Genomic DNA, 25,867 nt, shown 5'->3' on the forward strand with positions numbered 1-25,867 from the left:
ATAGCATTGTACAAAATTGTTTCATTATTTTCAGGTTGTGGTGGGGGTGACGTGGGATTACACGGAGGATTTAAGTTTTTAGGTAAGTATTATGAGGAATTACCTTTTCAAACGATATATGCAAATGAAATAGATCCTAAAATTGCAGGATTATTTGATCTTAACTTTGGAATAAACCCGGAGATTAAGGATATTAGGGAAATAAATCATAAAGATATACCCAACCATGACGTTTTGGTAGGAGGGTTTCCTTGTGTTTCCTTTTCTATGGTTGCTCAAAATCCACCGAGGTTAGGAATTAACAATGATTTAAGTGGGAAACTATTTTTTGAAATGGTTCGAATCTTAAAAGAAAAGCAACCTAAGGCTTTTATTGCGGAAAATGTAAAAGGCTTACTTTCCGCAAATGCGGGGAAGGCATTGCCTTTAATTTTAGAGTCGTTTACAGATGCAGGTTATGATGTTTTTTATCAATTATTGAACTCGGCGGATTATGGGGTACCCCAAAAAAGGGAAAGAGTATTCATCGTAGGAATACGAAAAGATATAAAAGGGAATTATACTTTTCCAAAGCCTTTATTTTTTCCAGAAGGAGAAGATGGCCCTAATTACGTCAACCTTAATCAGGTAATATTCCCTGAAAGTGAGATTGATGAAAAGTATTATTTTAGCGAAAAAGCTATTCAAGGAATGCTAAATGCTAAAAAGGATATGAATAAGGGACGAGCGCAAGATACATCAAAACCGTGTAATACGGTTGGTGCCCATTTAGCGAAAATGAGTCTAAATAGTACTGATCCTGTTTTAAAAGTAAACGGAAGGTATCGTAGGTTTACTCCTCGTGAAGTGGCTAGAATTCAATCTTTCCCTGAAACATACCAGTTAGACTTTGCAGATAGTGTTCAATTTAGAGCTTTAGGAAACGCTATTCCACCAGTTATGATGTGGCATGTTGCTAGGGGCTTAATGACTTCATTGGGTATTTACGGATTAGTATCTGACGGCCAATTATCCTTACATGTATAAAAGGAAAAAGTATATAATAAATAGTTAAGTACCACTCCCGATTTTCATGAGAGAGTGGTTTTTTTGCATAGAGGATTAATTAAATGGTCTTGTGGTAGATTAAATATCAGGTTCTTCTGCAAGAAATAATCATGACCGTTTAAATTTCCGTGGTTGTACTTCAAGTAGATTCATTTTGTTGGCATTAACAAAATGAATCTATTTGAAGTATCTGTGCAAAAAAAAATGGGGATTTAAACAATTGTGAATTTGAATTACGAAGGAACGCAACATTAATTCGATTTAGAGATGTTCTGAAAAAAATGGGTGCACAAAATTATTATATACAATTGAGACTAATAGGCGAATACTGAGCACCGGAAGTAGTTTTGATTATTTCTCACAGGTATGATTCTAGGAACTTCCGTAGGTTTCTTTTACCTTTTTAATAAACTCCACTGTATCAGTTATAGTTTTATTGAAATTCTCCTTGATTTCATGTTCTCAGATCCTCTTCACATACCAATTATTTTCGGTGTAATAAGCTGTCACCTCCAGATCTCTTTCGATATTTCTGGCAAGCTTTTTGTCCCAATACTCTTGATTACTCTTCGGCATTTTGAAATGAATAGGGCATGCATGCCAAAAACAAGAATCGATAAAAATAACAATTTTATACTTTTGGATTGAAACATCTGGATTTCCATAAAGTTTGCGTACGTTTTTACGAAAACGTACGCCCTTTTTCCATATTGCTTTTGTAAATAGGTTCTCTAGTTTAGATTGTGACTTAATTGCAGACATATTTTTACTGCGCTGTTCCTTAGATATGATATCAGCCAGTATAATCATTCCATTTACCATAATAAGCTTAGTTATTGCCGAGGGACTTTGCGTTTATACTGTAAAATAGAAAAGATACTGCCATTGAAGTTGACAGTATCTTTTCTTAGAATTAGTCGCCTAGGATTCAATTTAGCCAGCCTCCATTTTAAATTAAGAATCTTACTATCTCCACCTTTGCTCTTGTCGATGAACCGGTGTATGCACTACCGTTTCTGTGATGAACAATGCTTTATAAGAAATGAATCAAGTTCAGGAAATTTTTTATCCGAAACTAACTAACAGTATGACGACTACAACCTACCAGGGACAGCTGAAACACAATTGAAAGAGATCTTTACTTCAATTTATATTGTTCGTGGATGAAATACACATTATGTATACCTTTTGTTCAGAAAACACAATGATGGTTGACTTTTTTCGTTATATATGCAATATTGTATATATAATTATCGTTATTATAGATCGGGGGATGAATATGGCTTCTATTAAGAGTAATGTAAACTTGTTGAAAAAAATGACACAAGCTTTTTCGGATAGTTGTAACGAAGAATTAGTAGATATTAAAGCTGTTACTGGTGGGAAAACTAGTAATGGCAAAAATCAAAACATTTGGGATACTAAGTATTCCCGTTTACATGCAGTAGCAATGGAAACGGGAAATACACCCCTGCATATTAAAAGAACTGCTTTATGGGAATGTGTCACTATTTTAGATAACGAAACGAAAGAGCTATTTGTATTTTTCAGGGATCAGAATTATAAAAGTATTATGAGGAGTCTGGGAAAAAAGCCATTTCATTACTTAGATTGTTTACTTGTGAAAAATAAATATGTAGATAATCAAGCTCCTTTCTATCAACCCGATTTTTTAGATGACACTTCCTATAATGATGAAAGGGAAAAACAATCTAGAGTAATATTGGGGAATTCATATGAACAAGTTAATAACATTGTTGTTTTTACGCTAGAAGAAGCAAAAGGAATTGCCACAACCGTTAAGGCTATCTTGTTAACAAGTAATGGCGAGTTGATTGATGAAATGAATCTATCTAGATATATGTCAACTAACTATTCTACTAGCGCTGCAATTAATGACAAAGCACCAGAAAAAGCTATTGTGAAATTAAAAGATAAAGTGAAAGATAAAAATGAAAAAATTAATAAGATTAAGCTATCTAAAAAAGCAAAAGAGGAGAATAATGACACGACCTCTTCTTAAGCTAACTTGGAGGAATTAGTAATGTCTGATGTTAAATTTAACGGAAATAGGTTAAGGGAGGCAAGACGCTTTAGAATGAAATCCATTACTGATTTAGCTGATGAAATTGGTGTCACTAAACAAATGATATCAAAGTATGAGAACAACAAGGCTGTCCCCAGTCTCGAAATCCTTTTTCAAATAATAAATATTCTTAAGTTTCCAAGAGAGTTTTTCTTTGGGGAAGATACCTTCCATATGGAAACGGAAGGAACATTTTTCAGATCTCGCTTAACATCGACCCAAAAGGAAAAGAAACCGAGTGAATTCACGAAAAATATGACGGTTGTCATAAGAGACTTTTTGGAAAACTATATAGATTTTCCGACATTACCAGTCAAGCCGAATACTGATGATTTTGAGTCGATTGAAGCCCTTGCCTATCAGGTGCGAAAAGATTTTGGATTATCCGATAAGCCTATAAGTAATATCTTAAGAATTTTAGAAGAACAGGGTTTTGTCGTTGCATTAATTTCGAATAATATGGATAGAGTCGATGCCTTTAGTAGTCAAACAAAAATCAATGGGAATGTTTACTACACTGTAGTACTAGAAGGAGTAGATTATTCATATTACAGACAACAATTTAGCGTAGCGCATGAATTAGGGCACTGGGTTTTACACTCTGAGGTATTAGACCCACAAAGTTTAGATAAAGGTGAATATAAGGAAATGGAAGAAGAAGCTAATGAATTTGCTGCTTGTTTTATGTTACCTAAGGAATCCTTTTCAAAAGATATAGGCTTAGATCCTCTGAATTTAGATTACTACGTTAATTTAAAGAAAAAATGGCAAGTCTCTATTGGTGCTATGGTAATGAGAGCTTTTAATTTGGGATTGATTTCTAATGAGGATTATCAGAAATTACAAAGACAAATAAGTTATAGAAAATGGAGAACTAGTGAACCCCTAGATAATATAAAATCAATTTCGAAACCAATCGCACTAAAACAGTCCACGGAATTATTGGTTGAAAATAATATCTTCAAAGGGCATGAAATACCAAAAGAAATTTTAAAACACTATAATTTACTACTACCTACAGACTTCATTGAAGAAATTACAAATGTTGAGCATGGCTACCTCGAGTATGCGGAACCGCAAATTGTAACATTAATTAGTAAGAAGGAAAATAGAAATAAAGCATAAAGCAATAGCGTGGATTGATTTAAGGTATTTGTGTAAGAAGTAATCATGAATTTGCTTTCCAAAGGAACACATCATTATTTCATTTTAAAAATGTTCCTAATAAAACACTTGAAATCCATAGGCAGAACAACGATGGATTTCAAGTGTTTTTTGTTGTTAAATGAATCCAAATAAATTTCAGGTACCTGTGCACTATTCCGACAATACAATTACATATTTATAAGGTGTGGATTAGGTATTTACTTCAATATCTAATATTATTTGAATTTTTATGTAGTTCTGTTAATTGTTCGTTGTTTTTTGTTACACAGGTGCCGATTTTAAATTCAAAAGACAATCCCTACAATACACGACAGCTCGGAACGTTCATTATTCGGGAATTGTTTCAACCCTAAAACAATTAAGGTGCCTGGTCCTCAACACGTAAATATTGTTGGGACCCAAGCACCTTATTTCATTTCACATAATCCCTAGCGGCATAAACCCCAGATCCATATAGACGGTACTGGACATCATTGATAGTATGAGAAAAGTAAGACTACTTTCAAATAACGCGAAATAATGCAGATATGGAGAATAAAATGAAGAAATTTGTATGGATTGCTTCCCTAATTTATTGTTTGAATGGGTTTGGTCATATTATTATTGGGACCGTTTTAGAACCTATGGTGGATTCGTATGGGATTCATTACAAGGATGGCGGACAGTTGATTATGAATCAATTTTTAGGTTTTTTAGGTGGAGTAATGATCGCGCCGCTTATCGTCAATCGAATTGGTCGGAGAATGACGATTTTTCTTGCCTTACTCATTTTTGCGCTTTCCCAGTTTGTGTTTAGCGTCTTACCCAATTGGAATGTGATGTTAGCTATTGCTCCATTTGGTGGGGCGGGAATAGGGATTGCTGAAACAATTGTTGCTTCCCTTATTATTGGCCATTTAAAAGAAAAGAAGGCTACGACACTTGTTATAGTTGAAATCTTTTTTGGGGTAGGCGCATTGGCGATTCCAGTCATTTCTGCATTTTTGATTATGACGGGTGTATGGAACTTTTCGTTTACATTTGTAGCCGTGTTTGCTTCGGTCATTATGCTACTCTGGTTATTTCTTTCGTTTGGAGAATTGGATCCGATTTTAACAAGGCAGACGAAGGCTTTACCTGAAGATGGGCAAAAACCTGAGAGAAAGCGTTACTCTAAGAGGCAATTGCCGATTATTGCGACGGGTGCGTTGTTTTTCTTTATGTATGTGGGAACGGAAATGGTTTTGCCAAACTACTTGCCAACAATCTTGAGCAAAACAACGAATTTAGATGCTTCCACGCTGGCTTTAAGCATTACGGTCTTTTGGGCAGCGATGACACTTGGACGTATCAGTATGACTGGTATTATAGATAGAATAGGTTATAGCAAGCTCTTTATTATTTGCTGTACGGGTCAGTTTTTCACCCTCTTAATGTTTGCTTATTCAACCTCTGTCATGTTTAGCTTTATCTCGATATTTTTAACGGGTTTATTAATGGGAGGGGTTTTCTCAATTGGTCTCTTGATTATTAATGAAACGTCTAAAGGATTAGAGGAATGGACAACAAGCATACTGATGGCAATGGGGGGATTAGGTGGTGCATTCCTGCCAAGAATTGTTGGCGAACTGATAGACCGATACCCAATCAGTGTTACCCTATGGTCACTTGTATTATGTACCTTTATTCTTGCGTGTTTAATGGCCGTCATTTTTCACTTTAGAAAAAAAGCAATGGACTTTAAAGGATTGCAACCGATAAAAGCGAGTAATGTTGTATAAACTACAGTGAAGCCTAGGTGCAAGGGAGCACCTGAAGAGATCAGCTCATGATAGTGAAAGTGCCCTTAGTAAGCAGGCGACGTTTCAAAACTATATGTTGAACAAATGAATATCTGCATTAACTAAGCGAAGGCACCTTATTTTAGGTACCAGTTTAGAGTAAGTCTGGAATTATATATGCTGACAAATGCATGATAAAGCTGATTGAATGGATCAATGAACCACGGAGGGCTTTCTGCAAGTATGGAGCCAGCATGCAATTTTAAAAGGTTTTATAAACAGCCATGACGGAACAAACATATAAATACAATAAGGGGTAGTTCCCACAAGTTTATTTGTGATAAGGGACTGCCTTTTTTGTATAAGCATTGGTTAACGTAATTACATGTGATATAGATTAATTTTGCTGGAAAGGAGGATATTCGAGTGAAGAATAAAAGCGAAATCATGACGATTATTCAGCAATTGGACCATCATATTGCAGATGATTTTGAAGCGCAGGACCTAGACTTTAAACAGTGGAATTATAGTTCTGAGGAGGAAAATGTCAATAAAATGATTAAATATGCTGTTTGCATGGCGAATGGCGGCGGGGGCAGCGTTGTTTTCGGCGTGGCCGACAAAGTGCGGGGAATAGACAATGTTTTAATAGGGATCCCATTTGATGTAGACATAAAGGAATTAGAAAAAAGGGTATTTGAAAATACAGATCCACATATTATTCCTTCATTTGATGAACTATTTTATAAAGATCATTCGATTCGGCTCCTGGTCATGAACGTTTTGCCGGAAACCCCACCTTATACAACAACGAATGGTACAGCAACCATTAGGCAAGGAAAAGAGTGCCTGCCGTATAGGAACAATTCGTAGGGATAGTCTGATTTTATGATTAGGTAAAGGGGTCCTTATAAATAGTGACTGCAATGAATTGTTCTCCGTTTTGATCACTAATAATACGATAAAAAGAATATAACCCACTATGGTGAGGAGGATTTCATGTTCCTAGATAAACTAAAAAACCAGTTAAATGAAAATCAGCCCCTGTTTATTGGGGAGGAAACAGCTTTACGTTCAGCGGTTTTAATCCCACTTGTTCAAGTGGATGAAGAATGGCATATCCTTTTCGAAGTACGTTCATTCACCATGAGAAAACAGCCAGGTGATATTAGTTTTCCTGGCGGTCGAATCGACTCCACAGACCCATCCCCAATGGCAGCTGCTTTACGAGAAACACATGAAGAATTAGGTGTCGACCCAAAAACGGTTACGATAGTAGGGGAATTAAGTCCTTATGTTGCCTCCTCTTCATTTGTTATCTATCCATTTGTAGGAACCATTGATTACAATCAACTTCTTCCCTCATATAACAAGGAAGAAGTTGAAGAAGTTTTTACGATACCTCTCAAATGGCTATTGAATTATGAGCCTTATATGCATGTAGTATCCGTTGAACCAGTGCCTTCGCTAAACTTTCCTTATGAAAAAATAATGAATGGCACACAGTATCAGTGGAGAGCTCGTTCAATGGAAGAATAGTTTTACGATTATGAAAACTATACAATTTGGGGTTTAACGGCTAGGATTTTGAAACATTTTATAGGAATTATAAAATGAGTGTAACTTGTAATCTTGAAGAAGCGCCGATTATGAAAATTAATAAACCTCACTTAGTACCATAAGTAAATGAGGTTTTAAATGGCTTGCCTTTGCCCGATAGCTTACTTAAAAGTAAAGGCTGTTCCACTCAAAAGTGTTGAGTGGAGCAGCCTTTTCATATTAACTTTCATTCTTTGTCGTAAAATCAGGGACGAGCCAATAAATGAGCAATCCAGCGATCGTCGCGTAGGCGATACCATGAGCATATCCAACTCCGATGATAAAGATAACTGCGACAATGACCAAGTTTTTCATATTCGCCAGATTAACTTTTTCCTCAATGATGTGACGGATCCCCATGCCTGCAATCATACCGAATAACAAGATACAGATGCCGCCCATCACGGCAACTGGAATGGATTGGATAGCAGCTCCAACTTTACCGAACAGACCTAGAATAATCGCAATAACAGCAGCACCTTGAATGATTCTACTGGAAAATTGGCGTGTGATGGCTAAAACTCCGAGGTTTTCCGCATAAGTCGTTTGTGCAGGCCCGCCGATGAAACCGGAGACTAATGTTGCAAGACCATTCCCCCATAGGATTCTTGAAAACCCAGGATCCTTTGTTACGTCTTTACCTGTAATCTCTTTTAGTACCATCATATGTCCAAGGTCTTCGATGATGGTAACCAAGGCAATCGGCGCCATCCCCAAGATGACGACCCATGTGAATTCTGGCATTACGAACTGTGGAAGGGCAAACACTGGTGCATTGGCAATGGTACCAAAATCAACTAATCCACGCACCGCAGCATAGACATAACCTACTCCAAGACCAATGAGGAGCGGGAAAAGGCGGATCATCTTAGTACCTGCAAGCGTAGCAAAGATTGCTGCAAGAAGGCTGACGATAGCTACATCCCAATTGACAGCAGCCATGTTGTTCACCGCCGTGCTTGCTAGTGCAAGACCGATGATACTGACTACTGGTCCAACAACAACTGGAGGAATTGCCTTTCGGACTTTTTCAAAACCGACATATGAAATGATAATAGATACAATGGCATAAACAATGGAAACACCGATAAGACCTGCAACGGCCTGACCGGGTGAATTTAACTCTCCTACATACAATGCTAGAGGAGCAATGAAAGCGAAAGATGAACCTAAATAAGTAGGAACTTTTCCTCGTGTAATAAGATGGAAAATTAACGTTCCTACACCACTGGCAACAAGTGCACTCCCTGGATCAAGACCAGTTAGTGCTGGAACTAAAACTGTCGCACCAAACATTGCAAACAAATGCTGTAAGGATAATGGTATAGCTTTCAAAAAACCTTTCAAATGTGTCCCCCCTTTACTAGTGTTAATACATGATATTTCTCCTATTTAATATTTAGAATAAGAATTAAAGAGTAATACTGAATAATACTTTACGCTTACATGGAAAAGTAATTTTCACATCACAAGAACTATCATAAGAAAGAAAAGGATATCACTTATAATTTTATTCAGGAGTGAGACAAATGAATGAGTATATACAGCTTATGATAGATTGGGTTGAAGAACATTTAAACAAAGAGTTTTCACTAGATGAATTGGCTAATTACATGGGTTATTCCCCTTATTACTGTTCTTTTAAATTTCATCAGGCAACAGGGATCAGTATTAGGCGCTATGTTCTTTTAAGAAGGCTATATTTATCTACAGCAGATTTGTCGAGCAATCAGAAGGTAATTGAAATAGCTTTTGAATATGGCTATTCATCTCAAGAGGCTTATAGTAGAGCCTTTAAAAAAGTTTTTGGTGTAACTCCAAGAGAATTTCAACTAAATAAGTTGCCTGTACAGTCATTTGTTAAACTTACTGTCGATCAAAGCGAGGATGGGGATAGCGTGTATATGTCTAGAAAAAATGAGGTTGAACAGTTACAAAAAGTGAAGAGAGAACTGTTTGACAAAGACGTACTTAACGTATTGAATGGTCAAGTTATGTATGAAGAGTTTAAAGCAGAAAAACTGATGGGGGATTCTGATTATGTACCATTCAATGAGGCGATGTGTGTACATGCGACGACGGCACAAGTTTTTGACGACGAGTTTATTCAAACAAGAGCATTAGGACATCATGTGTCAGTAGAAAACTACATCAGGAAGGTTATTTATCCCTTCAATACTATTTTTAAGGAGGAGTATAAATATATCGTTCTATGGTTTGGTGAAGACATGTTTTGTCAGATGAATCTTCTTACAATTCTTACTTACTTTGAACAGTCCGGATACAAAGGAAAAGTATTCTTAAATAGCTTTAGAGAGGATGAATTTAAAGTCAGCCAAACTGAGCTTCAATTAGGAGATTATGAATCTGTATATAAAGAAGTATTGATAAACCATAGAAAGCCATCGAATGAATTACTCCCAGTAATGTATCAGGCAATAGATATATTTTTAGATATGTTAAAAGAAAATAATGAAGTAGTAAAATATATTTCCAAAAATAAAGATCTTTCAACAGCGGAATTAGTTAATAGGTTATTTGATCTTTTTCCCACAATAGGATACGGAGATTCGCAATATATAGAGCTTATTAATAAAGCTAAGTGAACTTAAATAATTTTTATACAAAAAACTTCACTTAGTTACATCACGGAGAACCGTATCAGAAGTAAATGCGGTTTTTTCAGAAAAATAAAAAGCCAAAAATGAACAAGTTATGAATAGAACCTTGCTCATTTTTGGCATTTATAAGGAAGAACAGCATTCGTTACAATAGTAAAGCCTTTCTAATTAAAAATTAAAGGAAAAGTAAATGTAACGAAAGCTGCCCAAAGTACGTAGACCGGCAAATACTTAGTAACCGCATCTTGGATGGTTGAAGGCCCGGTTTTGTTTTGTAGAAAACGCATATAGGAGACCATGATCCAGATTAGATTTCCCCAGATAAGTATGTTTACGCCTAAAACAGCAATTCTGTTGGGTGTAATCCCATAAGAAGAAAGTCTGAACACTATGGCTGACAAAGCCACACTGTCAATGATAAGAGCAAGAATAATTAGGGCGAAGCTTATATAATCAGAAATGTTCTTTTTCTTGTCTGTACCGCTTTCGGTAATGGAAAATATGGTAACGGCCAATACACTAAAGAGTATCCCGTTGAAGACTAGCAGGAAATTGCGATCCAAGAATGGATTTTTTCCGACCCAAATAACCGTTATAAGATAGACCAACAATGTGGCCAGAACAAGAGGACTAAAAATTTTAGCGATATAGGGTGTAATATTCTTAGCAAGTCTAAGATTCATCGATACCAGGTATGTAGCCACAATAGCGAGAGCGGCAGCACCGAATAAAACGACATTTCTAAAATAGAAGTCTTCTATATCCAAACCGACAAAACTAAATAACTGCATGGTTAATGCTGCTAGCAACATTCCGCTAATTGCCATGCTGGCGTAGAGTATGCAAAATTCCAAATTAAATTTAAGATAGGCTAATCTTGTGCTGCCTATACCATATTCATTTCCTATAAATGCAAGCCCAATCAATCCCCATAAGAATATGGGAAGGTGTAAATAAGCAAGGATAATACTGTCATTATGATTTGATGGCAGCATATTAAGATACAACCCAGAGAGTAGGAACATCAATACAATGGTGTAAAGAACCTTTTTTTGGGGGGTATTTTTGTATACAAAATAAGCTGCAATGAAGGGAAGAATCCCAAAAGCAAGGTTAATTGGGGCAATTGCTTCCTGTTCGACAAAATGGAAAATGATCCTGGTGCTTATCCCCGCTAGAATGGCTAAAATGCCCATGAACAAGAAACCTTTCTGAAGCAAGGAGGTTTTTTCTGTATGTGCCGCCTCCTTGAAATTCAATCTTTCATACCAAACGGCAAGAACCAGCGAATCAGGGTTTTGTTCCCAGGCGTGTGAGAATGACTTTTTAAAAGCTTTGGGGTCTTCTCTAAACATTCTCTCCAGCTCACGGGGATTGGCAATGTTTTTACTAATCGAATTGTCGATTTCCACGGTTATACCTCCTCTAATAATTGTCAGACTAAGTCCTACTTTCCTCCACAATGCATTTAACCAAACTTTAAATGTCTTCGTCACTTTTGTATTCTGAAATATCTCCAGGTGACATTCTAAAGCCTTACGAATCGCCTCTAGAGTTGACAATCGAATGGGTTTTGCCTTTCCATATTTTCAATATAGAAAGGTTAGCCATTGATTACACCGCATATCGTTAAATCATTTCTGGTTTCATGAAAAGCAATTCACATATATATTGTATGTTTCATTTTAACGCATTATTTATTGTTTATCAATAAATATTTATTAACTTTAGCGACATTATTGTTGTTATAGTATGAATTAGACAAAATATAAAACATTCCTCATTACAAATAAAACTCATGCAACTAACCTGTCTGTGACTTCCATAATGAATAAGGGCTAAACTGGAATTAAACTTTTGAGGCATAAAAGATGGATTCTAGATAAAATTGAAGGCTATAAAGAAAGTTAAAATAAACGTAAGTAATGTAGGTGCACACGGGGAACCGTATCATAAGTAAATGAGGTTATTTATTAACGGAAAAACAAAGGTCGATTTTCTAAGTTAATAGAAAATCGACCTTTACAAACCTTATATGGATTTTTCATGTATTAATATTATTGTGCAGTTAATCCACCATCGATAACGAATTCTGAACCTGTTGAATAGCTAGACTCATCAGAAGCTAAGAATAGTACCATGTTAGATACTTCTTCTGGTTGTGCTACGCGTTTTAGTGGAATATGTTTAGAGAATGCTTCTACAGCTGCTTTTGTATCTTCCTGAACCACCATTGGTGTAGCGATTACGCCTGGGTGTACAGAGTTTACACGAATACCCATTGGCGCTAAGTTGATGGCAGCTGCTTTCGTCATACCACGTACTGCAAATTTTGTATCAGTGTAACCTACAGCGCCAGCAACCAAGCCGTTCATAGAAGAAATATTGACGATTGAACCACCGCCAGCTTTTATCATTGAAGCTGCTACAGTCTTCATGCCCAAGAATACTGACACTTGGTTAATGTCCACGATACGACGGTATTCTTCTACTGTAATATCAAGCATATTTTTCGCCATTGTAATACCGGCGTTATTTACTAATACGTTTACTGGACCGAAAGTTTCTTCTGTTTTCGCAATAACTGTCGCCCAATCTTCTTCAGATGCTACATTTTGTTTAATGAAAAGTGCATTTTCACCTAATTCAGCTGCGAATGCATTTCCTTTTTCCTCATTTAAATCTGTTAAAACAACCTTTGCACCGTGCTCAATGAATAATTTTGCATGTGATGCACCCATACCTTGTGCTGCTCCTGTAATAATCGCTACTTTACCTGATAACCGACTCATATAAAATTCCTCCTAGAATAGATTCGCAAAAGGTGATAGTCGACTATCACTTTTATACTTACTAGTAAACAGCTTTCTCATGCGAATGTCAATTCATATGGCCCTAATTTTATGGCTGAATATAGCGTAAAAATACATCCTTCATCATCGCCAGCTGCTTGTCCGAAGTAAGCAATGTCGAAAGATTGGTATCATGCTTTGTTAGGCTTGATTTATAAGTGAATAAGCTGAAATTTTGTACCATTGTCATGATAAATAGATCCAAATCAACATCCGATCTTAACGAACCGTCTCGCTTGCCCTGTTCACTTACTGTTAATAAAATACGAGCTAATTTGCTCCGTACAGATAAGTATTCAGCATAGTCTTCAGGCGATTCTTCTGCTATTTTTTCATATAAATTAAAGGACTCGAAATATTTTGCTAAACGCAGTTGTAGATCCTTCGTTATGCTCATATAATACTCCAAAATTTGTTCGGTTTTTTCATATGCCGTCACCGGCTGCTCGACAATCTGCCCAATATCCGTGGCCATTTCATCTGTAATCGCATTCGTCGCCGCAATCATTAAATACTCTTTTTTAGGGAAATAGCGGAATAACGTTGCAATCCCAATACCAGCAGAAGTCGCAACATCTTGCATTTGTATAGTTTGCACACCTTCTTCCAAAAATAAATCCTTTGCAATTTGGATGATGTTTTGACGACGTTGCTGTTTTTGTTGTTCTCGTTTACTCATTTTCGTCACTCCAACTGTTTTTCATGCATTGATTGTAACATGTTTATTTTGTATCAACTTGTATTCGCATCGGGGTAAATACTAAAATTTAAGCATGATATTTTAAAGAAGTTGATAGGGGAGTGGTTCGATTATTCCCCAATATATTCAATTGAAAATATGTGAGTTTTCGTTAACGCAATAACTTCTTCGATAAATTCTTCTTGAGATTCTTTGAAGTCACTGTTAATCCAATTCAGAATAAGTCCGTAAAATCCAAAGGCAGTATAACGTTTAAAATAATCCATGTTTACAGGGATATTGTTAATCGTTTGGAAATTAAATTGTTCTTGATAAATTTTTAAAATTGTTTGAGGAAATCTTGTATGCAATCCTGGTAAAGGCTCATCATATTTGATCAGAAAAAAAGTCCGGTTTTCATATATGTAAGAAATGATATTAAAGAAGGTGTATTTAGCTTTGTTGTATAAAATTTTTGACCAGGTATATATGGCTTTCCTACTGAATTTTCTAAGCCTTTCAGCATCGATTCAAGTAAGTCTTCTGCCAATTGAATTTTATCTTGATAATGTACATAAAACGTACCGCGATTATATGAGGCGTGATTGAGGCATCCCCAAAGCGCCAAACGTTCTACAATCCACACCTCGAATTACAACTCTCTCATTATCGAGAACCACAGCAGATTCTATGGGATTCTTTAATTGTCAATCTTTACATGGTACGATAAAAAGAATATAACCAACTATGGAGAGGGGGATTTCATGTTCTTAGATCAACTAAAAAACCAGTTAAATGAAAATCAGCCCCTGTTTATAGGGGAGGAAACAGCTCTTCGTTCAGCGGTTTTAATACCACTTGTTCAAGTGGATGAAGAATGGCATATCCTTTTCGAAGTACGTTCATTCACTATGAGAAAACAGCCCGGTGATATTAGTTTTCCTGGTGGTCGAATCGATTCCACAGACCCATCCCCAATGGCAGCTGCTTTACGAGAAACACATGAAGAATTAGGTGTCGACCCAAAAACGGTTACGATTGTAGGGACATTAAGTCCTTATATTGCCTCCTCTTCATTTGTTATCTATCCATTTGTAGCAACCATTGATTACAATCAAATTATTCATTCGTATAACAAAGAAGAAGTTGAGGAGGTATTTACAATACCCGTTAAATGGCTATTGAATTATGAGCCTTATATGCATGTAGTATCCGTTGAACCAGTGCCTTTGCCAAGCTTTCCCTATGAAAAAATAATGAATGGTACGCAGTATCAATGGAGAGCTCGTTCAATGGAAGAATGGTTTTTTGATTATGAAAACTATACAATTTGGGGTTTAACGGCTAGGATTTTGAAACATTTTATAGGAATTATAAAGTGAGTGATGTTTTTAATTATGAAGGAACTACTTATTACATTGAAATAACCTCACTTTGTACCATTATGGAGAGTCTTTTCAATGTAATCACATGTTGACTATGAATCTGCCGAGGGAGTCAATTCATCTGGAAACTGCATGTAATAGTATTAAATTTCAGGTGCCTGGTTCTGATACAATTCGGGATTGCGTTAGCACCTTTCATAACTTTATAAATATAGAATTGCAAAAAGGAATCGGAAACGAGTACAAATTATACTGTATTCCATTCCTATTTCAAGGAGGACTTTATGGGCTTTAAAGACGATTTTAAACGTGAGATGCGTAACATAAAGAAAGACGTAGAAAAAGAAGTACATAAAACCTGGGAGATGGATTACAAAGGGCATCGGATTGAAGTTATAAACCAGATGAAAGAAGAGTTACTTATCATTGATGGTGTAACAGTTGATCGAAATAAACGAAAATCTTTACTTTCTCATATTATCCCGTATTCCAAGTTATCAGGCATACTTGATCTGCAAGATGGCAGAAAGCATGTCATTTCCGTTAAACTCGGTGGTTATGTAAAACTTATTTGTATTGTGAAAATAGATAATGAAACGGTTTTAGACGACTCCCTGAAGTTAGATTTTCTTCCGTGGGATAATAAAGAAAAAATTGTGGCCTTTATTCAACAACAAATTCAAACGCACAACAAAATAGTAGATGATCATTTACCAGATGAAGAATATTTGTATGATGAAAATCATCTACGAATGGCTTCAGGTATGTTCGATAATGTTGCAGATGATATACCTACACCATTTTACGTGAAAAAACTACTGAAGCTCTTTGAAGAGCAGCTAAATCATCCTTCTATCAAAACACGAAAAGGTACATATGAAAAAATCACTTTTGACAATATGGCCAACTACAGTGATGAATTCATTGAACGATTCAAGCAAGCCCAATTTGACGAATCCCGTGTACAACAAGAGGCATTATGGCTTCTAGAGCATGCAGCACATAGGGAGGTTGTAAAATTTTCAATCACTGTACTTGGATGTACGGATTGTGAAAAATATAAAGAGCTATTATTCACATTGGGTATGCATGAAGAGTTTACACCCTATGTCCTATTTGCATTGAAGAATGGTACAATGCGGGCAAACAACCAAGTTTGGCAACTTGCTCAATCCGTTCATGGTTGGGGGAAGATTGCGGCTGTTGGCCAACTGGAAGCAACAACGCCAGAAATAAAACAATGGTTACTGACAAAGGGCTGCAGAAATAAAATTATGGATGAGTATTTAGCCTATAGTTGTGCCGTAAAAGGAGAGCTTGACGTAGCTCTATATGAAGAAACGATTTCGAAAGAGCTATATGATGGAGCAGGTCTTATCATCCAAGCCCTTCTTAATGAGCGTGCTCCAGAAAGTATCGAAGATTATCCATATGCAAGCGCGGTTCTTTCACGCTTCGTTTACCATGCACGTACTCACTGTAAAACACTTGAGGATTTTTATCCGTTAATGAAAATAAGTGAATTTTTAAATGCCGATAGTGAAGTTTGGGTAGAACGTTTTAACGATCAGTGGAAACAACAAGAGTACGCTTCCATTCAGCAAGCGATTCAACCTATTATAAATGAACCTAAATGGTCACAGCTTGTATTGGAAGCACTACAGAAAGAAAACAATATGAAAGCACTTAAAATCGCTCTCTTTTATCAAGTAGACGTTACACAGAATTTGTTTGATATGCTAGAGAAAGATCCCGAAAACAGTGAACTATATGTAGTGGTTATGGATACAAAAAATCATAAGTATATCGAAGACATCTGCATATTTGCAGAAACGCATTTATCGTTATCAAGTCTGTCAAATGAAGAACAACATTGTCTGCAATGCATTGTTCAAGATTTGTATGGGTATGAAGGAGTGGGATTACCACTGATTCAAGCTGCTCTTGCATCAGATAATGGGAGTTTGCAATACCATGCACTCAGTGTGCTAGAAAGGTGGTCTCCATCGATTTCCCAACAGCCTGCTTTGCAGAAAAGCATTAAAAATATTGCAATTACGACAAAAGATAAAGAAGACCGCCAGCTAGCAAATAGATTATTGGTAAAATAATAAAAGAGATTTATTCAGTATTCCTCGATTTCCTTGACGCTTCTTGCAATTGGTGAATTACCTTCATTCACTGTAATTTAAGGTACCTGGTTCAGATGCAATTCCGAATTGTATTAGTATCGGGTACCTTTTTGAAATTAATTCCATTTTCATAATTTCTCGCTTTTAAGACAAGCTATATAAAAGGAGAAAGGTGATTAAATGGATATTAATTATGGATTAGGTAGTTCGCAGTATGAATAAACCCTTCACACCACAGCTTGTCTATTTTGAGCCTAATGCACTTGAATATCCGCTTGGAAAAGAATTAAAGGAAAAGTTCGAGAAAATGGGGATTGAAACGCGCTTTACGACCTCACATAATCAGATTCGGGACTTGCCGGGTGATACGGACGCTCAAAAATACCGTATCGCGAAATCTACCTTGGTCGTAGGCATTCGGAAAACGTTGAAATTTGAGACGTCGAAACCATCAGCCGAATATGCAATCCCGCTTGCGACAGGGTGTATGGGGCATTGTCATTATTGTTATTTGCAAACGACGATGGGCAGCAAACCCTATATTCGAACTTACGTTAACGTGGAGGAGATTTTAGAAGCTGCTGATCGCTACATCGAAGAACGTGCGCCTGAAATTACCCGATTCGAAGCTGCGTGTACATCCGATATTGTAGGAATTGACCATTTGACACATTCATTAAAAAGAGCAATTGAACATATTGGTCAAACAGAATTAGGTAGGCTGCGTTTTGTGACGAAATTCCATTTTGTAGACCATCTATTGGATGCTAAGCATAATGGCAATACGCGATTCAGATTTAGCGTAAACGCTGATTATGTTATCAAGAACTTCGAGCCCGGCACTTCTCCTCTGGATAAAAGAATCGAGGCTGCAGGGAAAGTCGCGAGAGCTGGTTACCCACTAGGCTTTATAGTTGCTCCCATTTACCTTCATGAGGGCTGGGAGGAAGGCTACCGCTACTTGTTTGAGCGACTTGACGAGGAATTGCCGCAAGATGCAAGAGAGGATATTACTTTTGAATTCATTCAACACCGATTTACGAAGCCTGCGAAAAAAGTAATTGAAAAGAACTACCCGAAGACAAAATTGGAGTTAGATGAAGATAAAAGGCGCTACAAGTGGGGCAAGTATGGAATCGGTAAGTATATTTACCAAAAGGACGAAGAGGATGAAATCAAATCATATTTATACGGCTACATGGAAAAGTACTTTCCGAATGCGAAGTTGGAGTATTTTACTTGAGCCACCAAAAAAGCATAAGGGCCCAGGTAAACCGTGGCTTTACGGGGATTTGTATGAAATATGGATGATATAGATTGAGTGCAACAAGAAAACAGCCACCTGATTCAGGTGGCTGTTCCATGTTATTGAACTATTCCTATAAAGTCTTCGAGTGCATCCTGCCAAATGGTTACACCTTGGCTCATTGCGGAACCGCCGCCTAGAGCCGCAGCCACCCCAATTGCCTCCATCATTTCTTCCTCAGTGCCACCCGCATCCAGGCAACCCTTTGTATGATAGAGGATGCAATATTCGTTATTTGCGTGCACGCTAATGGCGAGAGCGATTAGCTGTTTGTCTTTCTGATTCAATTTGCCGTCTTCGAAACACGACTCAGTGAATGCATGAAACGCCCTAGCCACCTCCGGCAATTTTTCTGAGAAACTGCCCATTCCAACTTTGTATTCCTGTAATACGGCTTCTGAATAAGTGATTTCATCCATTTAGTACCCTCCTATTCGAAGGTAGTATTAGCGAGACGGAGGAAGGCATGCATGCATTGTTTTTAAGATAAATAAATTCCTTGCTTTTAAATTGATATAGCCTCTTCCGTGCATACTTTTAGAATATTTCACAATACTAAGTGCGCTGTAACTTATTTTATTTGTAGGAAGGGAAGAGGTATAAATGGCTAAGCGTTCTGATACAAGTTGGAAGAAGGATAATCCAAACACATTTTTAAGCAACTCTGTTCAAAAGGCGGATCGTGCAGTGAAGCAAGCCATGACGCACCCAGAAGAGATTGCAGTTGAGCATGCTTTCAATTCGATATCACGCGCTGACAAGGCACGCTTACATGCAGAACAGCAGGATGAGCCAGCAAATTCAGTCCAGCAAAACAAAGAACAGCTAGATTTGATAAAGGGGCAATTAAACGAAGCCAATGGGATTGTGAAAGATCATTAAAATGAGGCAATCACCCCCACAGGTTCCGTAAAGCTTTTGGGGGAGAAACAGTCCTCGTTTTACGTACCTAGTTTAGTGTTTCCCTTCAAATAGGATGAAAAATAGCATGGGATAAATTACGAAAGAAACACTACAGTGACTTGCTGTAGTGTTTCTTTCGTATGAACGGAAATACCTGGCGAATAATTAGGAGTAAGTAGGGGGAGATGGGGTAATTCAGATAATAGAGTAGCTACCGAAACGCTCCATTGTTTCGGAAACAGCTAACCTTTGAAAAACGCAAAGGAGGAATAGACTAAAATGGATAAAATGCAACAGCCGATACCAACACACCCGCCCACACTCGGGCAATATCTTTTCGACAGTCTAAAAGCGGAGGGTATTACCGAAGTTTTTGGCGTTCCAGGCGATTATAATTTCACCCTTCTGGATACGTTGGAGCAATATGATGGAATTTGTTTCATAAATGCACGCAACGAGCTAGGGGCGGGATATGCAACTGATGGCTACGGACGACTTCATGGCTTGTCAGCGTTCATTACAACTTTTGGTGTTGGCGAGATGAGTGCCTGCAATCCTATCGCGGGTGCGAACAGTGAATATGTGCCACTCATACATATCGTCGGAGCTCCCAAATCAATGGATCAGCAGGCGCATAAATTAGCGCACCATTCCCTACTGGACGGCGATTTTGACGTATTCCGGCAAGTGTCTACGCATCTGTGCGCCTATACAGCAATCGTGACGCCGGAAAATGCCGAACAGGAGATTTCAGCAGCAATCCGCATAGCTAAACAAAAACGCAAGCCGGTCTATTTGATGGTAGCTATGGATTTGGTCACGAAGCCCATCGTTCAGCGGGGTGTTCCGGAAGTCACTAAAGTCACGACGTATAAACCAGCGCTTGAGGCTGCGATTCAGCATATAACGAGATTGTTGAACGGTACGAACAATGTAGTTCTTTTATCGGATATGCTGTCGCTCCGTTATGGACTTAGAGATAGCGTTCACCAGCTGGCATCGAATTTTAACGTACCGGCTGCTTCGCTTATGATGGGCAAGAGTAGCTTCGACGAACAGCACCCGAATTATATCGGTGTGTATGGCGGAGCATTAGGAAGTGAACAGGTCAGAACAATCGTTGAAAGCGCGGACTGTGTGATTGCGATTGGTATGATTTGGAACGACACGAATTCTGCGAAGGAAACGGCAATGCTTCATCAGCTTCGTCTCATCGACATTCAGCCTGAGTTTGTACGGGTCGGGGAATCCATGTACGAGCAGGTGATGGCGGCAGATCTCGTCGCTGCCTTGAACACGTGCGGGTGGACCCGAAGCGGGGCTTTACCTCAAGTTTCCTTCCCTTATGATGAACTATCTGGTGAGCCGGAGCAGCCAATTCGAGCAGCATCTTATTATCCACGCTTCCAGCGGATGTTGAAGGACAAAGACATTGTTGTGGTTGAGACTGGAACCTTTGGGTATGGGATGTCACAAGTGCGACTGCCGGCAGGAGCCGAATATATTAGCCAGCAAGGTTGGCAGAGCATCGGTTATGCAACGCCGGCTGCATTCGGGGCATGCATCGCGGAACCGGACAGACGTGTGCTGCTGTTTACTGGGGAAGGTTCGCTGCAGGTGACGGTTCAAGAAATCAGTACGATGCTGGATAATGGCTGCCGACCCATTCTGTTCATCCTCAATAACAGCGGCTACACAATTGAAAAATACTTAAATATCAAGACGTCTAACCAGCAGTACAACGAGATTCCAAACTGGCATTATACGCAGCTAGCTGAAGCCTTTGGCGGAAAGGCATTCACGGTTGAAGTGCGCACAAACCAAGAGTTGGATGAGGCGATTTCCGCAGCGGAGCAAGCACAGACGAGCCAGCTGTGCATGATTGAAATGATTGTCACTGACTCGATGGATGCACCGGATTATTTAATCCGGCTTCGCAAGCACTTAGAAGAACAGGAACGTCTGAAAGAGTAGCTGTATGCTGATATTTCAAATAAGGAATTGCATTGAGCGCACTTCTCGGAGTGCGCTTTTATGTTTATTAGACTACAAGAACGTTACCCGCAACCCGTAACACAACAATGCATAAACCTAAGTGAAAACATGGGGAATAAGTAATCCCAATTATTTTTCCAATCGATTTACAACTACCGGCAGAAAAACCCCTCAACTGGCAAGTCGTAATCCATAAATGCATCGCTGAATAAAGCCTTGCCGATGAGTTCGCGCAAGACACCTGAATAATAGCCGGGCAAATTCCGGACTTTTTTCTGTTTCGTTGTTTGAACCGCAATACGAAGGGCTTGCATGGCCAATTGCTCGAAAAGCTCCCCCTTGTCTTCGTGAATGCTGAACTTTAGCATTTGCAGGGACTGTTTCCGGTAGACGCCGTAAAAATTGCGTGCTAATTTACTTTCTCCGATTGTTGAAGAAAGAAGAGATTTCATCTTGCCGAAAAGTGTAGTAGGCACAACTTCCGTAGGAGACGTTCTTTTAAGGTCTTTAGGTTTTATCGCTTTAGAAAGAAAAGCTTCGGTTTGTAGATTAGCGGGTTCAAACTTACTGCTAGAAGGTTTTTCGTCATTCTCTGGGGTGTTCAATTTCGACTGGTCATTAGTAGGTTTAATGACATAAATGTTAGCGCCTAGACCGCTCATGACTGGGCGGATATAGTGAATCCTTTCGATGATTTCGAGCTTTTCTAATTTGCGGATGGCGCGTCGTACAGTTGCGTTGGATTTCTTGATAGCCTTTTCGATTGTTTCGTGTTTCAAATGTGCAGCACCGTATTTAACGGAGTAACGACGAATCATATCAAGAACAGCCCGCTCTGTTTGATTCATGTCGTTCCAGTGCGTGAGTACATGTTGCCTAGTCGCCGCGTCTAAATCGTGTTTGTTTGTGAAGTGCGCGTATTCCGTTAGGTAAGTTGTCATAAAGAATATCCCCTTTATTCTTTATATAGAAGGGAATTGAGGTTTAGGGGACAATGTTGTGAAAAAAGTTTTTGTGATTTTATCAGAAGAGCGCAAGCAAATTTAAACTTGTTTGCCTGGACTCATCTATTCAGTCAAAATAGTGAGATCTGGATGTAAATCGTTTTTTACTAAATTGGATTAAAGTCTGCCATGATTGTTGAGCGTTCTACAATCGTAGTGATGTTCATTTGAAAATTATATTCTGAATAGAAAAAAGGACTGAATGGCACATTGGCCATTCAGTCCTTTTATAAGCTCAGCGCTTAGTGGTTTTGCTATTAACCATCTGTGCCGGCATCAGTATCCGTACCTTCGTCAGTATCTACATCCGCATCCGTATCTGCATCGGTATCTGTGCCCTCGTCAGTGTCTACATCCACATCCGCATCTGTACCATCGTCAGTATCTACATCCACATTTGTATCTGTACCGTCATTAGGATCGACATCTTCTACAGGGTTATTAACATCCACGTCGACGTCGTCTTCACCGTCGCCGCACGCTGCAAGCATCCCGACAGACAGGATTGTTGCTGCACCAAGTTTCAACCATTTCTTTTCTCCTGTGAGTTTCAAAGCCATTATAATCTCCTCCAAAATTTTGTCTAGTTGTATAAGTGAAGCATGTCCTTGTTATACCCCGATTTTAATCTCTTAATCATGTGGAAGACGTCGCCGTATCATTCGAAGTTGATTGTGGTTCTACCATCATCAAAAACATTGCTATAATAAGGGAGTGTCAAATGCTGAATCAAAGCATTGACGCTCTTTTTAAGTTTATAATGTGAGTTTTACATTCGACATGACAGAATATACTAGTTGGGGAGTTGAAATAGAGATGAATAAGAAGGACATTGCAGCGATTCGCAAGCAATTTAAGTTGGATACGGATTTACTGAAAATCACTGACATTTACAAAGTGTATATTAAGCAGGAGAGCAGTGATTTCTATCATGAGGAAAGCCAGCCATTTGCCCTATTGGACAGAGAGCAACAGGAGTTGTTTCTGACCAACTTTAAAAAAGTGTTAGGTGGAAAACTGGGTTTGAAATTATTTGAGGTGAAGTTTCAAGAGCAAGCGGAGGAGCAAACGGACCATACGCAACGGCTTTTATATGAGGGTCTCCATACGAATGAAGTAGAAGAGTGGAAAACGAATATGGAAAGCATCGCCCGAAAGATGGTGCAAGACGCTCAATATGAAAAGGACGTCGTAGTGACTTTTATTCGCGGTAATTATTATAAACCGACGAAAAGGAATCATGATGAAGAGGAAGTCGCAAAGCAGGATGAAGTGTACAAGAACCCATTCATTCTTTGCAGCATGAATCAGACTGAACTGCCGAAACGGTCACTTATATTTGATTTCAATGAGAAGGAATTTAAGTCGCGTGACATGCTTGATCCGATTATCAATTTAACTTCTCCAATTGGTGGATTTGTGTTCCCTTGCTTTACTGACAATGCAGCAGACGTCAATCACATCTTGTATGCTGCTGGCAAAGCGAATAAGCCAGATTACCACTTCATTGAGAATGTGCTGGACGGCGAAGAGATTATGACTGCAGAGGATGATAAAGCCGTCTTTGAAGAAATCGTAAAAGAAGTGGCTGGTAATGAGATGAATACAAAAACCCTTGCCAGTGTATATGATGAATTAAACAGTATGTTGCTTGTGGAAAACGAGGAAGAAGATGAAAGCCTTTCTACTTTGGATACTAAAGAAGTGGAGCGTGTGCTGAAGGCAAGTGGAGTGAAAGATGTGAGCGCAGAAAAAGTGGAAAGAGCATTTCAGAAAGTAATCGAAGACAAAACATATGAAATGAAGGCAAGCCACATCCTTCCAAGTTACGCATCCAAGTCCATCAAGATTGAAACGAAAGTAGCAAATATTGCTATCAGCCCGCAAGACTTGAGGTATGTGAGGCAGGTCACTGTTAATGGAAAACGTTGCATATTGATTGAGGTGGAAGAAGACACGATAATTGAAGGGTTTACGCTACTTGAAGAAGAATTGTTGGAGTAGACAAGACAATAACCTCATTTTGATGCGCTATGGTAGCCTTATCATTAGTAGGTGAGGTCTCTTATTTGAGAAAAATACTAGTACTATCAAATTTCAGGTACCCCTCATTCAAAGGAGTTGTCAATTATGCATATCCGTTGTACGAAAAAACTTTTAGTTGAACTCAAAGTCGAACCTGAATCAGTTACCGAGGACAATCCACTTTTCTCTTGGCATGCAAATTTAATCACGGTTAATCGTAGGAAAGCGGTTGTGTTAGTGAATGATGATAATCGTTATGCCGTTGTGTTGTACGGACTGAAAGCAAAAGACTTTAAAAGGTTCAACGAGATTGCCTTGCAAGGAATCCGCGAAACATTTCAGGCAGAAGGGATATCGGACAAGGTGATTGACCAGTATTTACTTCATACTGGTGAAGTTTGCATTACAAAGACAAAGAATCGGACTTCTGTGGCAAGGATGAATAAGGCTTGTGATAATGTATACTTTTTTGATGAGTTATGGGATGTAGATTCTATTTTCCAGCCGGACATGGGTATCAAGATTAGTCGCATGTTAGTCGGAGACGGAAAGAACAGTTATTTTCTACCGCATGAAGAGATGTATAAGGATCTCAACCTTTTTGCTGGCCAATCAACTTTTGAAGCGAAAGCCGCAGTCCTGAAAGTTACACTTAGGTTCGAAAATCGTCAAGTATGGCGGCGACTTGTGGTCCCTGTAAATAAAACATTTAACCAATTACACCAAATTATACAGACGGCCTTTGGATGGCAAGATTACCATCTTCATGACTTTTTTGTTTATGGTAAGGCGGACAATACGGGGAATCACATCACTGAAGGGCATAATGAAAAAATCCAAAAACCAATCATCAATCTTGTTTGCACCGAAGAGGCTTTTGATTATCCCGGGCAAGTAAACATGAAGCTTGAAAAAGACGTGAAGCTATCGGAATATATTCCTGCATACGAGAAGCTGACATACAATTATGATTTTGGTGATGACTGGAACCATGATATCGAAGTAGAAAGCATTATAGAGAACTATGAGTCCAACTATTCTGCTTGCTTGGAAGGTGAAGGGAATACACCACCAGAAGATGTAGGCGGTGAGTATGGTTATGAAGAATTTCTCAAGATTCTTGCTGATCCCGACCACCCTGAGTATGAGCATATGGTTAATTGGGGACGGATGCAGCGTTATCAGGAATTTGCTATTGACTCTATAAATAGAGGGTTGAAGGGACTTTAATCGACTAAGGCAGAAGTCTCCTTCCTCAACGCAAAGCGTAGGTGGGAGATGAATGCTTGCCGAATTTATGGAAATG

The 25,867-nt window shown here is 38.4% G+C and carries 21 protein-coding genes and 2 pseudogenes; 14 read left to right on the forward strand and 9 right to left on the reverse strand.

Annotation, left to right across the window (positions count from 1 at the left end; translation table 11 throughout):
* Positions 1–6 precede the first annotated feature (6 nt).
* Complete coding sequence (dcm, locus tag ACP8HG_RS17540; protein ID WP_438297392.1) at positions 7–1,026, forward strand: DNA (cytosine-5-)-methyltransferase; 1,020 nt, start codon at positions 7–9, stop codon at positions 1,024–1,026.
* Between the two features lie 483 nt (positions 1,027–1,509).
* Here dcm and ACP8HG_RS17545 read toward each other — a convergent pair whose 3' ends face one another.
* Complete coding sequence (locus ACP8HG_RS17545) at positions 1,510–1,857, reverse strand: very short patch repair endonuclease (protein ID WP_438297394.1); 348 nt, start codon at positions 1,855–1,857, stop codon at positions 1,510–1,512.
* Positions 1,858–2,326: 469 nt separating this feature from the next.
* On the opposite strand from ACP8HG_RS17545, the gene ACP8HG_RS17550 reads away from it, so the two are divergent.
* The 5 genes and pseudogenes from ACP8HG_RS17550 (at position 2,327) to ACP8HG_RS17570 (ending at position 7,677) form a co-directional block, all read left to right on the forward strand.
* On the forward strand, positions 2,327–3,070 hold the full coding sequence (locus tag ACP8HG_RS17550; RefSeq protein ID WP_438297396.1) for a DUF5986 family protein: 744 nt from the start codon (positions 2,327–2,329) through the stop codon (positions 3,068–3,070).
* A gap of 21 nt (positions 3,071–3,091) precedes the next feature.
* A complete protein-coding gene (locus ACP8HG_RS17555) occupies positions 3,092–4,258 on the forward strand; it encodes an ImmA/IrrE family metallo-endopeptidase (protein WP_438297398.1) in 1,167 nt (388 codons plus the stop codon).
* A gap of 581 nt (positions 4,259–4,839) precedes the next feature.
* Positions 4,840–6,060 (forward strand): MFS transporter, encoded by a 1,221-nt coding sequence (locus ACP8HG_RS17560; protein WP_438297400.1) that lies wholly within the window; start codon positions 4,840–4,842, stop codon positions 6,058–6,060.
* 426 nt (positions 6,061–6,486) lie between these two features.
* Positions 6,487–6,933, forward strand: a complete 447-nt coding sequence (locus ACP8HG_RS17565; RefSeq protein WP_438297402.1) for an ATP-binding protein — start codon at positions 6,487–6,489, stop codon at positions 6,931–6,933.
* 126 nt (positions 6,934–7,059) lie between these two features.
* Positions 7,060–7,677, forward strand: a pseudogene (locus tag ACP8HG_RS17570) (NUDIX hydrolase).
* Positions 7,678–7,839: 162 nt separating this feature from the next.
* Here ACP8HG_RS17570 and ACP8HG_RS17575 read toward each other — a convergent pair.
* The gene (locus ACP8HG_RS17575; protein WP_354313389.1) at positions 7,840–9,006 is read right to left on the reverse strand and encodes a solute carrier family 23 protein; all 1,167 of its coding nucleotides are present in this window, start codon (positions 9,004–9,006) and stop codon (positions 7,840–7,842) included.
* 182 nt (positions 9,007–9,188) lie between these two features.
* On the opposite strand from ACP8HG_RS17575, the gene ACP8HG_RS17580 reads away from it, so the two are divergent.
* Positions 9,189–10,265: a helix-turn-helix transcriptional regulator gene (locus tag ACP8HG_RS17580; protein ID WP_438297404.1), complete on the forward strand. Its 1,077-nt coding sequence runs from the start codon at positions 9,189–9,191 to the stop codon at positions 10,263–10,265.
* A gap of 179 nt (positions 10,266–10,444) precedes the next feature.
* Here the strand turns inward: ACP8HG_RS17580 and ACP8HG_RS17585 are convergent, their stop codons facing one another.
* From ACP8HG_RS17585 to ACP8HG_RS17600, 4 genes and pseudogenes are all read right to left on the reverse strand, one after another.
* A complete protein-coding gene (locus ACP8HG_RS17585; protein WP_438297406.1) occupies positions 10,445–11,692 on the reverse strand; it encodes a DUF4153 domain-containing protein in 1,248 nt (415 codons plus the stop codon).
* 645 nt (positions 11,693–12,337) lie between these two features.
* Entirely contained in the window at positions 12,338–13,072 is a 735-nt protein-coding gene (locus tag ACP8HG_RS17590; RefSeq protein WP_187046389.1) for a glucose 1-dehydrogenase, read from the reverse strand.
* Positions 13,073–13,181: 109 nt separating this feature from the next.
* Positions 13,182–13,811, reverse strand: coding sequence for a TetR/AcrR family transcriptional regulator (locus tag ACP8HG_RS17595; protein WP_438297408.1), 630 nt, complete (start codon positions 13,809–13,811; stop codon positions 13,182–13,184).
* A 131-nt stretch (positions 13,812–13,942) separates the two neighbouring features.
* Positions 13,943–14,421: pseudogene (locus tag ACP8HG_RS17600) on the reverse strand (TetR-like C-terminal domain-containing protein); the annotation flags it as partial.
* A 154-nt stretch (positions 14,422–14,575) separates the two neighbouring features.
* Between ACP8HG_RS17600 and ACP8HG_RS17605 the strand changes: the two are divergent.
* From ACP8HG_RS17605 to splB, 3 genes are all read left to right on the forward strand, one after another.
* Entirely contained in the window at positions 14,576–15,193 is a 618-nt protein-coding gene (locus tag ACP8HG_RS17605) for an NUDIX hydrolase (protein ID WP_340741202.1), read from the forward strand.
* Between the two features lie 287 nt (positions 15,194–15,480).
* Positions 15,481–17,307 carry a hypothetical protein gene (locus ACP8HG_RS17610; RefSeq protein WP_438297410.1) on the forward strand — a complete coding sequence of 609 codons (1,827 nt, stop codon included), beginning with the start codon at positions 15,481–15,483 and terminating at the stop codon, positions 17,305–17,307.
* Between the two features lie 235 nt (positions 17,308–17,542).
* On the forward strand, positions 17,543–18,571 hold the full coding sequence (gene splB / locus ACP8HG_RS17615; protein ID WP_338654161.1) for a spore photoproduct lyase: 1,029 nt from the start codon (positions 17,543–17,545) through the stop codon (positions 18,569–18,571).
* A 122-nt stretch (positions 18,572–18,693) separates the two neighbouring features.
* On the opposite strand, the gene ACP8HG_RS17620 is transcribed toward splB, so the two are convergent.
* Positions 18,694–19,053, reverse strand: a complete 360-nt coding sequence (locus tag ACP8HG_RS17620) for a carboxymuconolactone decarboxylase family protein (protein WP_338654159.1) — start codon at positions 19,051–19,053, stop codon at positions 18,694–18,696.
* A gap of 184 nt (positions 19,054–19,237) precedes the next feature.
* On the opposite strand from ACP8HG_RS17620, the gene ACP8HG_RS17625 reads away from it, so the two are divergent.
* Together ACP8HG_RS17625 and ACP8HG_RS17630 are read left to right on the forward strand one after the other, a co-directional pair.
* On the forward strand, positions 19,238–19,516 hold the full coding sequence (locus ACP8HG_RS17625; RefSeq protein WP_187046395.1) for a hypothetical protein: 279 nt from the start codon (positions 19,238–19,240) through the stop codon (positions 19,514–19,516).
* A gap of 300 nt (positions 19,517–19,816) precedes the next feature.
* On the forward strand, positions 19,817–21,511 hold the full coding sequence (locus tag ACP8HG_RS17630) for an alpha-keto acid decarboxylase family protein (protein WP_438297413.1): 1,695 nt from the start codon (positions 19,817–19,819) through the stop codon (positions 21,509–21,511).
* A 173-nt stretch (positions 21,512–21,684) separates the two neighbouring features.
* Here ACP8HG_RS17630 and ACP8HG_RS17635 read toward each other — a convergent pair whose 3' ends face one another.
* Positions 21,685–22,473 carry a helix-turn-helix domain-containing protein gene (locus tag ACP8HG_RS17635; RefSeq protein ID WP_438297415.1) on the reverse strand — a complete coding sequence of 263 codons (789 nt, stop codon included), beginning with the start codon at positions 22,471–22,473 and terminating at the stop codon, positions 21,685–21,687.
* Between the two features lie 320 nt (positions 22,474–22,793).
* Complete coding sequence (locus ACP8HG_RS17640) at positions 22,794–23,096, reverse strand: hypothetical protein (RefSeq protein WP_438297417.1); 303 nt, start codon at positions 23,094–23,096, stop codon at positions 22,794–22,796.
* A gap of 256 nt (positions 23,097–23,352) precedes the next feature.
* Here ACP8HG_RS17640 and ACP8HG_RS17645 point away from each other — a divergent pair, with 256 nt between their 5' ends.
* Positions 23,353–24,540 (forward strand): DUF4317 domain-containing protein, encoded by a 1,188-nt coding sequence (locus ACP8HG_RS17645; RefSeq protein ID WP_438297419.1) that lies wholly within the window; start codon positions 23,353–23,355, stop codon positions 24,538–24,540.
* A gap of 126 nt (positions 24,541–24,666) precedes the next feature.
* Complete coding sequence (locus tag ACP8HG_RS17650; RefSeq protein WP_438297421.1) at positions 24,667–25,791, forward strand: plasmid pRiA4b ORF-3 family protein; 1,125 nt, start codon at positions 24,667–24,669, stop codon at positions 25,789–25,791.
* The last annotated feature ends 76 nt before the right edge of the window (positions 25,792–25,867 follow it).

The sequence above is a fragment of the Sporosarcina sp. FA15 genome (genome assembly GCF_051550195.1).
Lineage (GTDB): Bacteria > Bacillota > Bacilli > Bacillales_A > Planococcaceae > Sporosarcina > Sporosarcina psychrophila.

What these genes read in the sequence shown, in the direction of transcription:
- ACP8HG_RS17545 (WP_438297394.1), bottom strand. Translation starts at nt 1,857, where the DNA reads ATGATTATACTGGCTGATATCATATCTAAGGAACAGCGCAGTAAAAAT.
- ACP8HG_RS17550 (WP_438297396.1), top strand. Translation starts at nt 2,327, where the DNA reads ATGGCTTCTATTAAGAGTAATGTAAACTTGTTGAAAAAAATGACACAA.
- ACP8HG_RS17555 (WP_438297398.1), top strand. Translation starts at nt 3,092, where the DNA reads ATGTCTGATGTTAAATTTAACGGAAATAGGTTAAGGGAGGCAAGACGC.
- ACP8HG_RS17560 (WP_438297400.1), top strand. Translation starts at nt 4,840, where the DNA reads ATGAAGAAATTTGTATGGATTGCTTCCCTAATTTATTGTTTGAATGGG.
- ACP8HG_RS17580 (WP_438297404.1), top strand. Translation starts at nt 9,189, where the DNA reads ATGAATGAGTATATACAGCTTATGATAGATTGGGTTGAAGAACATTTA.
- ACP8HG_RS17590 (WP_187046389.1), bottom strand. Translation starts at nt 13,072, where the DNA reads ATGAGTCGGTTATCAGGTAAAGTAGCGATTATTACAGGAGCAGCACAA.
- ACP8HG_RS17595 (WP_438297408.1), bottom strand. Translation starts at nt 13,811, where the DNA reads ATGAGTAAACGAGAACAACAAAAACAGCAACGTCGTCAAAACATCATC.
- ACP8HG_RS17605 (WP_340741202.1), top strand. Translation starts at nt 14,576, where the DNA reads ATGTTCTTAGATCAACTAAAAAACCAGTTAAATGAAAATCAGCCCCTG.
- ACP8HG_RS17610 (WP_438297410.1), top strand. Translation starts at nt 15,481, where the DNA reads ATGGGCTTTAAAGACGATTTTAAACGTGAGATGCGTAACATAAAGAAA.
- splB (WP_338654161.1), top strand. Translation starts at nt 17,543, where the DNA reads ATGAATAAACCCTTCACACCACAGCTTGTCTATTTTGAGCCTAATGCA.
- ACP8HG_RS17620 (WP_338654159.1), bottom strand. Translation starts at nt 19,053, where the DNA reads ATGGATGAAATCACTTATTCAGAAGCCGTATTACAGGAATACAAAGTT.
- ACP8HG_RS17625 (WP_187046395.1), top strand. Translation starts at nt 19,238, where the DNA reads ATGGCTAAGCGTTCTGATACAAGTTGGAAGAAGGATAATCCAAACACA.
- ACP8HG_RS17630 (WP_438297413.1), top strand. Translation starts at nt 19,817, where the DNA reads ATGGATAAAATGCAACAGCCGATACCAACACACCCGCCCACACTCGGG.
- ACP8HG_RS17635 (WP_438297415.1), bottom strand. Translation starts at nt 22,473, where the DNA reads ATGACAACTTACCTAACGGAATACGCGCACTTCACAAACAAACACGAT.
- ACP8HG_RS17640 (WP_438297417.1), bottom strand. Translation starts at nt 23,096, where the DNA reads ATGGCTTTGAAACTCACAGGAGAAAAGAAATGGTTGAAACTTGGTGCA.
- ACP8HG_RS17645 (WP_438297419.1), top strand. Translation starts at nt 23,353, where the DNA reads ATGAATAAGAAGGACATTGCAGCGATTCGCAAGCAATTTAAGTTGGAT.
- ACP8HG_RS17650 (WP_438297421.1), top strand. Translation starts at nt 24,667, where the DNA reads ATGCATATCCGTTGTACGAAAAAACTTTTAGTTGAACTCAAAGTCGAA.